The sequence below is a fragment of the Sellimonas intestinalis genome (genome assembly GCF_001280875.1).
Taxonomy (GTDB): domain Bacteria; phylum Bacillota; class Clostridia; order Lachnospirales; family Lachnospiraceae; genus Sellimonas; species Sellimonas intestinalis.
The window spans coordinates 1-14,119 of the sequence record NZ_LGAJ01000005.1; the positions used below are offsets into that span (position 1 = coordinate 1).

A 14,119-nucleotide genomic window follows, 5' to 3' on the forward strand; every position below is an offset into this window, starting at 1 on the left:
CAGAGTAAATAGCTCTGCGAATCTGTGAAAACAGGGGTATGGGTTCAAAATCAGACTGACAGGAGGATGGGAATGGTAAGGACAATCAAGACAAAAATCATAGTGATGAATGAAGGAGAACATGTACAGATTGAACCGTATGGAAAGCATATAGTACGTGTACGGGTTTCCGCTGATGAAATTCAGGATTTGGATTGGACATTACTTCCAAAGGAAGAGAGCGAGGCAACCATCAAAAAAGAGGGGACAGATACCATAATGGTAAATGGTAATCTTCTGGTCAAAGTGACAGGGCAAGGACATATTTCATTCTGGAATCAGAAGGGAGAGCTGCTTTGCTCGGAGCTATGGAGAATGGAAAGAGATACCCCAGCGAGGGTCCTTAGGGGGAAAACGGGAGGACTTTTTCATTTGGAGCAGCACTTCTGTACCAGAGCTGGAGAGCACTTTTTTGGATTGGGGCAGGAAGCCCATGATTTATTTGATCTAAAAGGAGCCACCTTGGATTTATGTCAGCAGAATACAAAGAGCACGATTCCTTTCGTCCTTTCTTCAAAAGGATATGGATTTGTATGGAATAATCCGGCTATTGGACGGGTGGAATTTGGCACATCTGAGACCAGGTGGGTGGCAGAGGCGGCGAGACAGATTGATTATCTGGTAATCGTGGGAGACAATCCGGGGGAGATAGAAAACCGCTATTGTCGTCTCACAGGATTTGCCCCGGAATTTCCGGAGTGGGCAACCGGACTCTGGCAGTCAAAACTCCGATACGAAACTCAGGAGGAACTGCTTTCAGTAGCAAAGGAATATGAAAAAAGAGGGATACCGCTGTCTATGATTGTGTGCGATTACTTCCACTGGCCGCAGCAAGGTGATTGGAAGTTCGATAAGGCGTATTGGCCGGACCCGGCCGCTATGGTAAAAGAACTTACAGAGATGGGAATCCATCTTTTAGTTTCTATTTGGCCAACAGTGGATCCAAGAAGTGAGAATTATTTCGAGATGCGGGAGCAAAATATGCTGATCCGTGCAGAGCGTGGACCGGGAGCACTGGTATACTGCAGGGGAGCGGAGACCTACTACGATTCTACAAATCCATCCGCACGCGAGTTCGTATGGAAGAAAGTGAAAGAACATTATTACAGTCTGGGAATTCAAAACTTCTGGCTGGATGAAGCAGAACCGGAAATCGGACCATACGATTATGACAATCTACGTTACTGGATTGGGAACGGAATGGAAGTAAGCAGTTTATATCCATTCTACTATGCAAAGACCTTCTATGATGGACAAAAGTCAGAGGGGCAGAATGAGATATTGAATCTGATACGTTGTGCCTTTTTAGGAAGTCAGAGATTCGGGGTTGTACTCTGGTCCGGAGATATCTGTGCGGATTTTGATAGTCTTCGAAGACAGATTAAGACAGGACTTCATGTTGCTGTCAGTGGAATTCCATGGTGGACCACCGATATTGGAGGGTTCCACGGGGGAGATCCGGATTCGGAGGAATACAGGGAATGTATGATCCGATGGTTCCAGTTTGGGGCTTTCTGTCCAGTATTCAGGATGCACGGGTTTCGTGATAAAAAGGACAGACCGGTATCGCCTCCGGTAACGATGGATGGATTTTGCTATTCTGGGGGAGCGAACGAACTATGGAGTTATGGTGAAGAAGCGTATTCGATTATGGAACATTACGTGATGATCCGCGAACGACTGAGACCATATATCTCCAGACAATTCAGAATAGCTTCTGAGAAAGGAATTCCAGTAATGAAGCCATTGTTTTTTGATTTCCAAGAGGAGATCTGCTACGAAATTTTTGATCAGTACTTATTCGGTCCGGACATTATGGTGTGTCCGGTTTATGAAAACGGAATGAGAGAGAGGCGGGTGTATTTGCCGGCAGGGGAAAGCTGGATTGACGCCGCCACAGGAAAAGAGTACGGAGGAGGAGACTGGATTACGGTAGAAGCGCCTCTGGATAAAATCCCACTGTTTCTGAGAAAGGGAACAAATCTCAAACCGGAAATTTTCAATTAATGATGGATCATTTGTGCCTCAGGCACCGATGATAGAACACCAGCAAGGAAAGGAGAATCAATATGAAAAAGAAAAAACTGAGACAATCACTGGCGTTCCTCATGGCTGCGACGATGGCGTTATCTGTAACCGGATGCGGTGGATCCGGAAGCGATGACACAAAAGAGAAAAAGGAGACAAAATCCGCGGAAGACACCAACTGGGAAGGCGCCAAAAAGGCAGCGGATCTAAGTGGGAAGGTAACGTACATGCACTCCGGAGACGATTACGAAAGAGAAATGTACGCGAACGTGTTCAGCACCTACCAACAGTATGCGCCGGACGTAGAAGTAGAGCAGATGTATGTACCATCCGACTATGACACAAAACTTCAGACTCTGGCGGTAGCGGACGATCTGCCTGACCTGTTCTGGGTAGGAGAATCCGGTGTGAAAAAGTACAAAGACGCAGGTATGCTTTCAGAACTGGACAGCGTGATCGAAGAGTACCCACAGTTGACAGAGGACATTATCGATGGTGTTCTCGAATTTGGTAACATCGACGGGGAACAGGTAGCATTCCCGAAAGACTGGACTTCTTATGTCATGTATCTCAATCTTGATATGTTTGAGGAAGCCGGTGTGGATGTTCCGACCAATGACTGGACGGTAGACGATTACAAGAAGATTGCCGAAGAACTGACACAGAAGAGCGGAGATCGTACAACCGTTTATGGTACCGCGATTAACAATTATCGTGCAGATTGGATCAACTGGATGGGCAACTATGACGCAGACTGGTTTGCAGATGGGAAATCGAATCTTTCCAGCCCGGAAGCAATGGAGGGACTTGGTGTGATGTACGATCTTGTTCAGGCCGGATCCGCACCGTCTCCAGGATCTGTATCTGCGACAGGCGACAGCGAAGACCGGTTGTTTATTACAGGACAGGTTGCGATGTATCCATCCGGCCGCTGGGTAATCCCGTCATTCCGCACAGAATGTGATTTTGAATGGGACGCTGTAGAAATGCCGCAAGGGACAACACGGACCTGTCCATTTATTTGTAGCATGGTATGTATTGCAAACAGCAGTGAAAACAAAGACGTGGCAGCCAACCTGCTTTCTTTCCAGATGAGTGATGAAGGTCTTGGGCTTGTTATGGAATCCGCACTGTCACTTCCGGTCTATTCTGATCTGATGGCAAATGAAGATTATGTAAATACTCCTCCATCAGCAGACGCGTTTATCAATTCCGCGGAATATCTGGGCAACAAATCCCAGATTGAAGCTTGTCAGACAGGAAAATGGTCTGAGTACAGCGATATTATCACCGCCCGTCTGTCCGATGCGTTTGAAGGAAAGACAACGCTGGAAGAAGCAGTGAAACTGATTGACGAACAGGCAAATTCTACTGTATTTACAGAGTAGAAACTGTTACGTAAACAGAGCCTTTTAGGGTGAAAAACGGGGCATCCAGGGGAGCCGGGATGCCCTTCTCTTTCAGAAAAAAGAGCTTTGCAAGTTCGGTTTAGAGAAATGGAGATATGAGCCTATGAAAAATAATATGACTGTTAGGAGAGGTATGACGCTGAAACGGAAAGAAGCGCTGACAGGATATCTGTTTATTCTTCTCCCACTGATCAGTTTGATGATTCTGATGTACTATCCGATTCTCCGGTCTTTCTTCATCAGTTTTTTTGACTGGAATGTGCTTGAGGATCCGAAATTTATCGGAACTGAAAACTATAAAACACTGATAGGAGACGAGGTGTTCCGGACGTCTCTCGTGAACACATTTAAATGGGTTATCATCTATGTCCCAATGTCTGTGATTACCTCGTTTCTTCTTGCCCTTCTGCTTGACAGAAAGATCAAAGGATCGGGATTTTTCCGGACATTTTATTATTTGCCGGTGGTTTGCCCGATTGTATGTGTAGCGCTTTTGTGGGTTTGGATTTACAACACAGACTACGGTATCTTGAATTATATTCTGGGAATTTTCGGAATTGATCCGATCGGATGGCTGACAGATGAAAAATATTCTTTGGTAGCGATCGCAATTATGTCAACCTGGAAATGGTCGGGATACAATATGCTGATTTTTCTGTCGGCTTTACAGGGCATTGACGAAAGTCTTTATGAAGCGGCGGCGTTGGATGGTATTACTCCGTGCCAGAAGCTTCGTTATATTAAACTGCCGTTGATCATGCCTTCTATTTATTTTGTTATGCTGACGGCAGTGATTGACGCGTTCCAGATGTATACGGAAATCTTTATTATGACCAAGGGAGGACCGGGATATTCTACTTATACAGTATCCTACTATCTGTGGTCTAACGCATTTGAGTACAATAAGATGGGATATGCCTGTGCGATGGCAGCCGTGCTGTTTGTCATTATTATGGCGATTACTTTGATTCAGAATAAGTTTTTCAACCGGGAATACGATGCATAGAGGAGGCCGAAGACGTGACGAGCAAAAAAATAAAAAATATGTTGGTTTATATTCTTGTGATTATCGTGGCGGCGCTGGTAGCCCTCCCGTTTATCTGGATGGTGGTTTCCGCGTTTAAAAGTCAGAGGGAACTGTTCGCTTATCCGCCGACCTTTTTCCCGACCGAGTGGAAATGGGAAAATTTTACGGAGGCCGCGTCCCGTGGAAGTATCAGCTTTTGGGCAATGTTTCTGAACAGTATGAAGATTGCTGTACCAAGTACATTATTTAATGTTATTTTTTCTTCCCTGGCCGGATATGCGTTTGCAAGACTTCGATTTCCGGGAAGAGACAAGATCTTCATGTGTTTTCTGGCGGCGATGATGGTACCGTTTGTTATCACATTGATTCCGCGGTTTCTTCTGTTCAGGGATTTGGGATTTTATGACACCTATGTTCCACTGATCGTTCCGGCCATGTTCGGGACCCCGTTTTCTATCTTCCTGACAAGGCAGTTCTTTATGACGCTGCCGAAGGAACTGGAAGAAGCGGCTATTGTAGACGGATGCAGCCATGTCCGGATTTGGTGGCAGATTTTTATGCCGCTTTGTAAACCGATCATTTCGACTCTGACGGTGTTCCAGTTCCAAAGTTCTTACAACGACTTTATGGGACCGATTATTTACATTGCGACAGATGCGAAATTTACAGTACAGATGGGACTTTCCTCATTCCGGAATTCCTTTACATCCAGATACGACCTGATTATGGCGGGATCCATTTTAGCTTTGATTCCGATTATCATTCTGTTTGTATGCTGTCAGAAATATATCGTTCGTGGTATTGCCATGAGCGGAATGAAAGGCTAGAAGTAAGACAATGATTGAAGTAAGAGAGCTTGTGAAAAACTACGGATCCAAAAGGGTTCTGGATCATATCAGTTTTGATGTGAATAAAGGAGAAATCCTGGGGCTTCTTGGAGCCAACGGGGCGGGGAAAACGACAACAATGAATATTATGACGGGGAATCTTTCCTCCACCGGGGGAACAGTACGGCTGAACGGGCATGAGATTTTAGAAGAGCCTCTTCAGGCGAAAAAGGAATTAGGATATCTCCCGGAGAACCCTCCGCTGTATCCAGACATGACGGTAAAGGAGTATTTAAAATTTGCTTACCGTCTGAAAAAATGCCGTCTTCCTTACAAAGAACATATAGAGGATGTATGTAAAGCAGCCTATATTACAGATGTGTATGACAGGGTAATCAAAAATCTGTCCAAGGGGTATCGGCAGAGGATCGGGATTGCTCAGGCATTGATCGGGGAACCAAAAATTTTGATTCTGGATGAACCGACTTCCGGGTTGGATCCGGTACAGATGTTGGAAATCAGAAATCTGATTACACGACTGGGCAAAAAACATACGGTCATTTTTTCTTCTCACATTCTGCCGGAAGTTCAGGCGGTATGTGATCGTGTCCTCGTAATCCAAAAAGGAAGGATTCTGGCTGATGATACACCGAAGCATCTGGAGGAAACATTATCTGGAAAAAAATTAAAAGTTTGTATTGCCGGACCGGAAAGGGAAGTAGAACAGGCGCTTCGAGAGGTTCCGGGTGTATTGAAAGTCAGCCGTATTCTTTGCCAAGATAAGAGGAGCTGTTCATTTGAACTGCAAGTAGAGGATGAGACCGACGTAAGATGGAAGATTGCGGCTAAAATCAAACAAAGTCCGTGGCTGCTTACTGAGATCACAGGAGTACACTTGTCCCTGGAGGATATTTTCCTTAAACTGACCGGGAAGAAGGAGGGGAGGAAACAGTGAAAGCGGTATTTTTAAGAGAGATGGCGTCTTATTTTATTGCGCCTGCGGGATACGTCTATCTGGCAGCGTTTTATTGTCTGGCCGGCTATGAATACAGCGTGCTGATTCTAAACGGACAGGCGGAAATGAGCTATGAATTTACGTTTTTATATACGGTAACCCTGCTTCTTACTCCGGTGCTGACAATGAGGCTGATGAGCGAAGACAGAAAACAGAAGACAGATCAGATGCTGTTTGCGGCTCCCGTTTCCCTGGGAGGAATTGTAGCCGGAAAATACATGGCTGCAGTTGTTGTATTTCTTATGGGAATCGGAGTCACAATTCTTCATGCTTTTGCTCTCGCACCTTTTTCAGAAATCAACTGGGCGATATTCTGGGGAAATCTGGCAGGACTTTCTGTAATGGGAATGGCGGGGATTGCTTTGTGTATGTTTATTTCAGCCCAGACGGAAAGCCAGATTATCGCTGCTATCGGAGGATTTGCATGTATGCTGGTAGTCATTTCCCTGAATTCTCTTGCTGCGGTAGTACCGTTTCCTGCCTTGCAGGAACTGCTTTACAGTATTTCATTTTACGATCGTTACTATAATCTGACCATGGGAATCTTTCAGTTTTCCGATTTCATGCTCTTTTTCAGTTTTGCGGCATTGTTTTTCTTTTTAACAGTCCATACTCTGGAAAGACGTAGATGGAGTGGGCAGTAACAAAAGGAGGAGAGACATGGACAGAAAAAAGAATCGATGGAAGTATGGAATCTGGTCGGCCTTTGTTACAATTCTGGGCGTTTTATTGGCAGTCATTCTGGTATGGGTAGCGGAACGGGCCACAGAACGGTTTGGTCTGAAGTTTGATTTGACGGCAAACGACAGGTACGCAATTTCAGAACAGAGTGTTTCGTGGCTCAAAAAGTTAGATCAGGATGTAAAGATTACTGTTCTTGTAAATGAAGAAGACATGGCGACCGGAAGCTATTACATAGTACAGGCATACCAAAATTTACTGGAATATGAAAGAAATTCAGACCGGATTACTTTGGAATTTGTGGATATTACGGAAAATCCGACATTTGTATCCAAGTACCCGGATCTGGAACTGGGAGCATATGATATCATTCTGGAATCAGGAGAGCAGAAGGAAGTCCTTTCATTTCAGGATCTTTATGACTATGATACGACCGGAAGTTCGATCACAGCGTCCCGTGTGGAACAAAAGGTAACGGGTGCTTTGATGAGTGTGACATCACAGGAGAAGACCCGGATTATGGTACTGGACGGGTATCAAGATACAGAACCTTCCAGTCTTACGACCCTTTTGGAAGGCAATCAATATGAGATAATAAGACGATCACTTTTAACAGAAGAACTGGATGATAACGCTTCTGCGGCCATTCTGTTTGCGCCGCAGAACGATTTAGAAGAAGACAGTATTCGAAAAATATCAGCATGGCTTGACAATGATGGAAAACAGGGAAGGAATCTGTTTGTTTTCCTGGATCCGAATACAGGGACTCTGTTGAATCTGGAAGCGTTTCTGGAGGAATGGGGACTTGACGCGGAAGAAGGCTATGCGTTTGAAGCCAGAAGCGGACTTTATTATAATCAAATTTATTATCCGGTAGCGCAGTATGCGGAGAAAAATTTTGCGACTGGAATGTCAGAAAAGGATATTACGGTTTTGGCGCTTTGTCGTCCGGTAGATGTTTTGTTTGAAGAAAAAGACGGATATGAGACCCAGGTGCTTCTGGATTTCTCCGAGTCCTCGGGAAAGGTGACGCTGGATCAGGAGAAAGTTACGGAGGACATGATTACCGGAGACGTTAAGGGAATGGTGAAATCCGCACATCATTTTTACGGATCAGAAGTAACCACATCGAATGTAGTGCTTTCCGGATCGTCTCTGGCTTTTAACGGAACATTGGTATCAGGAACAACCTTTGCGAACGGAAGATATATTCTGGGGGTATTTGACCAACTGACAGGAAATGAGACAAGCTTACATATTCCGGAAAAGGATTTGTCTGCGGCGAATCATACGATGACAGCGGCACGAACAACAACATATAGTTGGATGTTCCTGGCTGGACTGCCGGCAGTCATTTTAGTGGCCGGAGTTGTGATATGGGTGAGAAGAAGACACAGGTAAGGTAGTGAAAGATGAAGAGACAGTGGATCACAGCAGGAGTCATCGGGGTCTGTCTGGTGATTCTGGGAGCTATTTGGTTTATTTTGGGAAACCCGGAAGAGACCGGAGAAGAAGATCAAAAAGCAGAAACCTCCGTATGGAAGGGGAAGGAGAGGATTCAGGAAATCCGTGTGGAAAATGAACAAGGGGGATATATTCTCCGTTGGGAGAATGATGAAGCAGAGGCGGAAGGAATGGAGGATCTGCCTTTCGATACAAAGCTGGCAGATGGGATTCGGGATGACCTGGAGAATATGAAGACAGAAAAAAAGGTGACGGATGGAAAAGAACGATTGTCAGATTTTGGTTTGATAACTCCAAAGGCACAGGCAGAAGTGATCGGAGAGAACGGAAAAAAAATTGAGATTTCTGTCGGGGATGAGGTACCTGATCAGGAAGACCCGTCTCGATACATCCTTTGGATGGATCAGGTATGGACGGTCAAAAGCAGCAAGGTAGACGGATTACTTTCCGGGGAAAACGGTCTGATATCAAAGAAATTGACTCCGGACGATACGGACGGAGAGAATAGCATACTCGTAACACGGATGACCATTTCCAGAGAGAGTGAAGATGATCTGACACTTGCCTATGCAAAAAGTCAGGAACTGGCCGGATATACAGTCAATTCGTACGAGCTTGTCTCTCCATTTACATATCCTGCCGACGCGGAAGTGACAAGTGATGTGTTTCCGGTTCTTTTTGGTGTAGAAGCAAAAACAGTAGAGGCGGTGCATCCTTCTGAGGAAGAAAAGGAAAAGATGGGGCTTTCCAGTCCGTGGAGAACACTCCAGGTAGAGTATACGGATGGAGCTGATCAGACGAGATCCTTTACTCTTGCTGCGTCCAGACCGGAAAACGGTCAGGTGTATGTGATGGCAGGAGATACGGATGTGATTTACTTATGTAGTCAGGAAGATCTCCCGTGGCTGGAATACACAGAGGAAACCCTTCTGAGCCGTACGGTATTAGCTCCGGATATCAAGACGATTGAGGAACTGGTAATTACGGAAGGTGGTAAGACGCATAGATTCCGGTTTGAACATGTGGGAGAAGAAACGGAGCAGATTACTTGTGATGGAACAAAGACAGATGGGGATTCTTTTAGAAACTTTTACTATACATTAGCAGGTATGTCAGCAGATGAAGTGTTATTTGACGGATTTCCTGATACATCTTCTATGAAAGAATTTTTAGGGATTCGATACCGGTATCAGGACGGAACGGAAGATGTGCTGGTCTGCTACGAAGAAGGATCCCGGCAGATTTATGGAGAACTCAATCAGAAAGAGCGGGGGTTCCGTTTATCTGCCTCTCAGGTAGAGACAATGTTGGAAACGCTGAAGAGATTGACAGAAGGAGAAGAAATCACGGCCAGATATTAGGATTTCTGGCCGGATGGATCTTCCGATGAATTGCCTGGGGCAGGAGACTTTGACGGGTGCTCCGCCAAGGCGCTCGCTTTCAATACTTTCTGAAAACCTGGTTCAATCAGACGTTCTGCCGCCATGGCATAACAGGCAGGGAGAAAGAAAAGAGTGAATGGTGCGACAAACATTGTCACAGCACAAAGAAGAAAAATGACGGCAAGCAGCAAGGTAAAGCCGATCCGTGTTATAGCCAGAGCGACCGATGTTTTAAAAATTACGGAAAATCGCATATAAAACCGTGATAGGATCGGAAAGCTGTACATCACAAGTACTAGAAGAAGGAAAGCTGCCAGAATGAGAAGCGCAAAGTAGAGAATAACAAAGATCTGACTTTGTCCTTCCGCGGTAATAAAGAAATAACTGAGTACACAGAATACACTGATGAATAAACATAACAGGGTCAGTAGGATCCCTTGTTTCAGGCTGGAACAAAAAGATTTCCAGAAAGTGGGCAGTATATAGCCGTCACTCTTTAACAGAGATTTATGAACTGTGTGATAAAGTGCGGCGCAAGCCGGACCGACGGTCACCACCGGAAGACAGAAAAGGGTCCAAAGAATACTGATGATCAGTACATCGCAGAACTTCGATAAAAAAGTAAATACAGGACCGTTAACATGAAAAAAATGATTCATCATAATCCTCCCTTCTGTATATTGTATACTGTATTCAGTATACCATATTGCAAGAAAATGTCAAACAGGAAAGGGAGAAGATAGAAAAAAGGAGAAACCAGATGGAAAAAGAGCAAATCATTGAGAAAGACCTGGATGCGATTTATATAGGAAACTTAAATACAGTAGATGAAAATCTGAAACTTCCTTTGGAAGGGAAATATGGATCGACCTTTACCTGGGATACAGGGGAAAGCCGTTTTATTGAAAAAGATGGAACCGTACACCGTCCTTTGCATGGAATGGGCAACCGTAAGGTGATATTGACCGTAAAAGCTTTGTATGGGGAATGTACGGGGGAGAGAGTGTTTACGGTCACGGTACTTCAGGAGGCGAAGGAGAAGACCGTGACGGAAATCCGCCCCGTTTCCCTGGTGACAGAGACAGGACATTCCTATCGCTTGCCGTCAGTCGTGATTGTTCATACGGCACAGGGAAGTCAGACGACGGTTCCGGTCATCTGGGAAGAGGCTGAGATTTTGGAGAGGGAAGGTATGGTGGAAGTAGAAGGAAAGATCGAGGACAGTGAAAAGAAAGCGCTGGCACGTATTACCTTTCGTGATCACGTAGAGAAGAAAAAAGGGGAAGAGAAGAAGATCAGGTTCTTTCCTATTTCTGATGTACGCCTGAAGAAAGGGACGCTCTACCAGAAATATCAGCAATATATGTTGGACTGGCTGCTTGGTGTGGATGATGGGCAGATGCTTTATAATTTCCGAAAAGCAGCAGGACTGGACACATGTGGGGCGGCTCCGATGACCGGGTGGGATGAAGAAAGCTGTAAGCTCAAAGGACATACGACAGGACATTATCTTTCCGGACTTGCGCTGGCATATGCGGCGACCGGGGATACACGTTTCCGTGAGAAGATCGGGGAGATGGTAACCGGCTTAAAAGAATGTCAGGATGCGTTTCAGGGGCAGAAAGGCATCCATCCGGGATTTCTAAGCGCATATGACGAAGAACAATTCGACCTGCTTGAACAATATACGAAATATCCGGAAATCTGGGCGCCGTACTATACGCTGGACAAAATTATGGCTGGGTTGGAAGACTGTTATCTTCTGGCCGAAGCGGATATGGCGCTGGAGATCCTTTCTCCGCTGGGTGACTGGGTTTATGCACGTCTTTCGCGGCTTACGCGGGAGCAAAGGGAAAAGATGTGGTCCATGTATATCGCGGGGGAATTCGGAGGAATGTCTGGAACGATGGCAAAGCTTTATCAGATTACAAAGAAACCGGAACACCTCGAGGCGGCACGGATGTTTTACAATGAAAAGCTGTATTATCCGATGGAAGAAAACTGTGATACCCTGGAAGATATGCATGCGAATCAGCATATCCCTCAGGTGATCGGCGCCATGAATCTTTATGAGGCAACCGGGAAAAAAAGCTTTTTTGATGTGGGTCGTCATTTCTGGGAGATTGTAACCGAAGGACATATTTACTGTATTGGTGGTACAGGAGAAACAGAGATGTTTCACCGGGCAGGAACTACCTGCGATTACTTGACCGAGAAGGCTGCGGAAAGCTGCGCCAGCTACAATATGCTTCGTTTGACAGGGCAGCTTTTTGAGTACAATCCGGATGGACGATGGATGGATTACTATGAAAATACACTGTGCAACCATATTCTTGCCAGCAGCAGTCATGCCGTGGACGGCGGAACAACGTATTTCATGCCGCTTTGTCCGGGTGGAAGGAAGGAATATTCTACAGATGAAAATACATGCTGCCATGGGACGGGAATGGAGAGCCGTTTCCGTTATATGGAACATATTTATGCTTCGGATCAGGAAAATGTCTATGTGAATCTGATGGTAGATTCGGTGCTGTCCGGAGAAGAAAATCTGGAGATTTCCACGGAAATGGAAAAGGGAAGTGTTGTGATTCGGTGCGGGAAGGATATGGAGCGCAATTTGATGATTCATCTGCCTTTCTGGGGCAGAGACGCACGTGTATTCCGAAACCAAATGGAACAGAAAGTGAAACAGCATCAAGGATATGTACAGCTCTCTCCATGCCGTAAGGGTGAGGAAATCCGTTTGGAACTGCCTGTCAGACTACGACTCGTAACCAATGAGGAAAATGATCATTTGGTAAACCTGGCTTGTGGACCATATCTTTTGGCGGCGATTTCAGATAGCCGGGAATTCCTGGAGCTTCCGCCTTTGGATCAGTTCCGGCCGGATGGGCAGCCATTTCACTTTATGGCAAAGGGACTGAAATTCGTTCCCTTCCCGGAGGTAGACCTGGAACCGGCACACTTATATTTTAAGCGGTAGACTGGTAAGCTTACGATGAAAGCCATTGCGGGATTCTTCCTGACAATTTATAATAAAGAGTAGAAAGTATGTATTGCCGGAAGACGACCGGCTGTAACATGGAATAGGAAGAAAGAAGGTAGTGCAATGATTTACAAAGAGTTTCAGGACTTGAAACTGTCCGCTCTCGGACTTGGGGCCATGCGGCTTCCGGTGATGGACGGTGATGACGCACGGATCGATGAAAAGGCAGCGGGCGGGATGGTTGCCTATGCGATGGAGCATGGGATCAACTATTACGATACCGCCTGGGGTTACCACAATGGAAATTCAGAGCTTGTGATGGGAAAGCTTCTAAGTGGCTATCCAAGAGAAAGCTTTTATCTGGCATCCAAATTCCCGGGATATGATCTTTCTAATATGGATAAAGTGGAAGAGATCTTTGAAAAACAACTGGAGAAATGCCAGGTAGACTACTTTGATTTCTATCTTTTCCACAATGTGTGTGAGATGAATATTGATGCTTATCTGGATCGATCCCACGGAATCTATGACTATCTGATGAAGCAAAAGGAAAACGGACGGATTCGTCACCTTGGTTTTTCCGCACACGGAAATTATGATGTGATGAAGCGTTTTCTGGACGCTTACGGAGAAGGGATGGAGTTTTGCCAGATTCAGCTTAATTATCTGGACTGGACGTTTCAGGACGCCAAATCAAAGGTGGAACTGCTGAAGGAGTATCATCTTCCGGTATGGGTGATGGAGCCGGTGCGGGGCGGAAAGCTTGCGTCCCTGAAGGCAGAATATGAGAAGGCTTTAAAGAGTATACGCCCGGATGAGGAAATCCCGGCCTGGGCGTTTCGATTTATTCAGTCTATTCCGGAAGTAACGGTAACACTTTCCGGTATGTCCAATATGGAGCAGCTGAAAGAGAATATCAGGACCTTTGAGACAGAAAAACCGCTCTCCAAAGAAGAGATGGACAGTCTTTTGTCCGTGGCAAAAACGATGCTGGACGGCACACTTCCATGTACCGCCTGCCATTATTGTGTAAGCCACTGCCCGAAAGGGCTTGATATTCCCAAGCTCATCAGTCTGTACAATGAGCATAGTTTTACAGGAGGCGGCTTTATCGCGCCGATGGTACTGGGGACTCTTCCGGAGGAGAAACGTCCGACAGCATGCGTCGGATGCAGAAGTTGTGAAGCGGTCTGCCCACAGCAGATCAAGATCTCCGAGGCGATGTCCGATTTCAGCGCAAGACTGAAAGCATAAGAGAAGA

The 14,119-nt window shown here is 45.6% G+C and carries 11 protein-coding genes; 10 read left to right on the forward strand and 1 reads right to left on the reverse strand.

Annotated features, from left to right (window positions below; translation table 11 throughout):
* Positions 1-72 precede the first annotated feature (72 nt).
* The 8 genes from AOA56_RS05835 (at position 73) to AOA56_RS05870 (ending at position 9,851) form a co-directional block, all read left to right on the forward strand.
* Positions 73-2,046, forward strand: a complete 1,974-nt coding sequence (locus AOA56_RS05835) for a glycoside hydrolase family 31 protein (protein ID WP_242843438.1) — start codon at positions 73-75, stop codon at positions 2,044-2,046.
* Between the two features lie 62 nt (positions 2,047-2,108).
* Positions 2,109-3,455, forward strand: coding sequence for an ABC transporter substrate-binding protein (locus AOA56_RS05840; protein ID WP_024731669.1), 1,347 nt, complete (start codon positions 2,109-2,111; stop codon positions 3,453-3,455).
* 124 nt (positions 3,456-3,579) lie between these two features.
* Positions 3,580-4,482, forward strand: a complete 903-nt coding sequence (locus tag AOA56_RS05845; RefSeq protein ID WP_082349878.1) for a carbohydrate ABC transporter permease — start codon at positions 3,580-3,582, stop codon at positions 4,480-4,482.
* Positions 4,483-4,496: 14 nt separating this feature from the next.
* On the forward strand, positions 4,497-5,330 hold the full coding sequence (locus tag AOA56_RS05850; RefSeq protein WP_048620624.1) for a carbohydrate ABC transporter permease: 834 nt from the start codon (positions 4,497-4,499) through the stop codon (positions 5,328-5,330).
* A gap of 10 nt (positions 5,331-5,340) precedes the next feature.
* A complete protein-coding gene (locus AOA56_RS05855; protein ID WP_024731671.1) occupies positions 5,341-6,285 on the forward strand; it encodes an ABC transporter ATP-binding protein in 945 nt (314 codons plus the stop codon).
* Positions 6,282-6,989 carry an ABC-2 transporter permease gene (locus tag AOA56_RS05860; protein WP_053769155.1) on the forward strand — a complete coding sequence of 236 codons (708 nt, stop codon included), beginning with the start codon at positions 6,282-6,284 and terminating at the stop codon, positions 6,987-6,989. The genes AOA56_RS05855 and AOA56_RS05860 overlap by 4 nt, the downstream gene beginning before the upstream one ends.
* Positions 6,990-7,005: 16 nt before the next feature.
* The gene (locus tag AOA56_RS05865) at positions 7,006-8,427 is read left to right on the forward strand and encodes a GldG family protein (protein WP_053769156.1); all 1,422 of its coding nucleotides are present in this window, start codon (positions 7,006-7,008) and stop codon (positions 8,425-8,427) included.
* Between the two features lie 11 nt (positions 8,428-8,438).
* Positions 8,439-9,851, forward strand: coding sequence for a DUF4340 domain-containing protein (locus AOA56_RS05870; RefSeq protein WP_024731674.1), 1,413 nt, complete (start codon positions 8,439-8,441; stop codon positions 9,849-9,851).
* On the opposite strand, the gene AOA56_RS05875 is transcribed toward AOA56_RS05870, so the two are convergent.
* Entirely contained in the window at positions 9,848-10,534 is a 687-nt protein-coding gene (locus AOA56_RS05875; protein WP_053769157.1) for a YesL family protein, read from the reverse strand. The genes AOA56_RS05870 and AOA56_RS05875 overlap by 4 nt on opposite strands.
* A gap of 98 nt (positions 10,535-10,632) precedes the next feature.
* On the opposite strand from AOA56_RS05875, the gene AOA56_RS05880 reads away from it, so the two are divergent.
* Positions 10,633-12,855 carry a beta-L-arabinofuranosidase domain-containing protein gene (locus tag AOA56_RS05880; RefSeq protein ID WP_053769158.1) on the forward strand — a complete coding sequence of 741 codons (2,223 nt, stop codon included), beginning with the start codon at positions 10,633-10,635 and terminating at the stop codon, positions 12,853-12,855.
* Between the two features lie 126 nt (positions 12,856-12,981).
* Positions 12,982-14,112: an aldo/keto reductase gene (locus AOA56_RS05885; protein WP_053769159.1), complete on the forward strand. Its 1,131-nt coding sequence runs from the start codon at positions 12,982-12,984 to the stop codon at positions 14,110-14,112.
* The last annotated feature ends 7 nt before the right edge of the window (positions 14,113-14,119 follow it).

Excerpts from the sequence above, each read along its gene's own strand:
- AOA56_RS05875 (WP_053769157.1), bottom strand. The coding sequence starts at position 10,534 with ATGATGAATCATTTTTTTCATGTTAACGGTCCTGTATTTACTTTTTTA.
- AOA56_RS05835 (WP_242843438.1), top strand. The coding sequence starts at position 73 with ATGGTAAGGACAATCAAGACAAAAATCATAGTGATGAATGAAGGAGAA.
- AOA56_RS05855 (WP_024731671.1), top strand. The coding sequence starts at position 5,341 with ATGATTGAAGTAAGAGAGCTTGTGAAAAACTACGGATCCAAAAGGGTT.
- AOA56_RS05885 (WP_053769159.1), top strand. The coding sequence starts at position 12,982 with ATGATTTACAAAGAGTTTCAGGACTTGAAACTGTCCGCTCTCGGACTT.
- AOA56_RS05880 (WP_053769158.1), top strand. The coding sequence starts at position 10,633 with ATGGAAAAAGAGCAAATCATTGAGAAAGACCTGGATGCGATTTATATA.
- AOA56_RS05870 (WP_024731674.1), top strand. The coding sequence starts at position 8,439 with ATGAAGAGACAGTGGATCACAGCAGGAGTCATCGGGGTCTGTCTGGTG.
- AOA56_RS05840 (WP_024731669.1), top strand. The coding sequence starts at position 2,109 with ATGAAAAAGAAAAAACTGAGACAATCACTGGCGTTCCTCATGGCTGCG.
- AOA56_RS05845 (WP_082349878.1), top strand. The coding sequence starts at position 3,580 with ATGAAAAATAATATGACTGTTAGGAGAGGTATGACGCTGAAACGGAAA.
- AOA56_RS05865 (WP_053769156.1), top strand. The coding sequence starts at position 7,006 with ATGGACAGAAAAAAGAATCGATGGAAGTATGGAATCTGGTCGGCCTTT.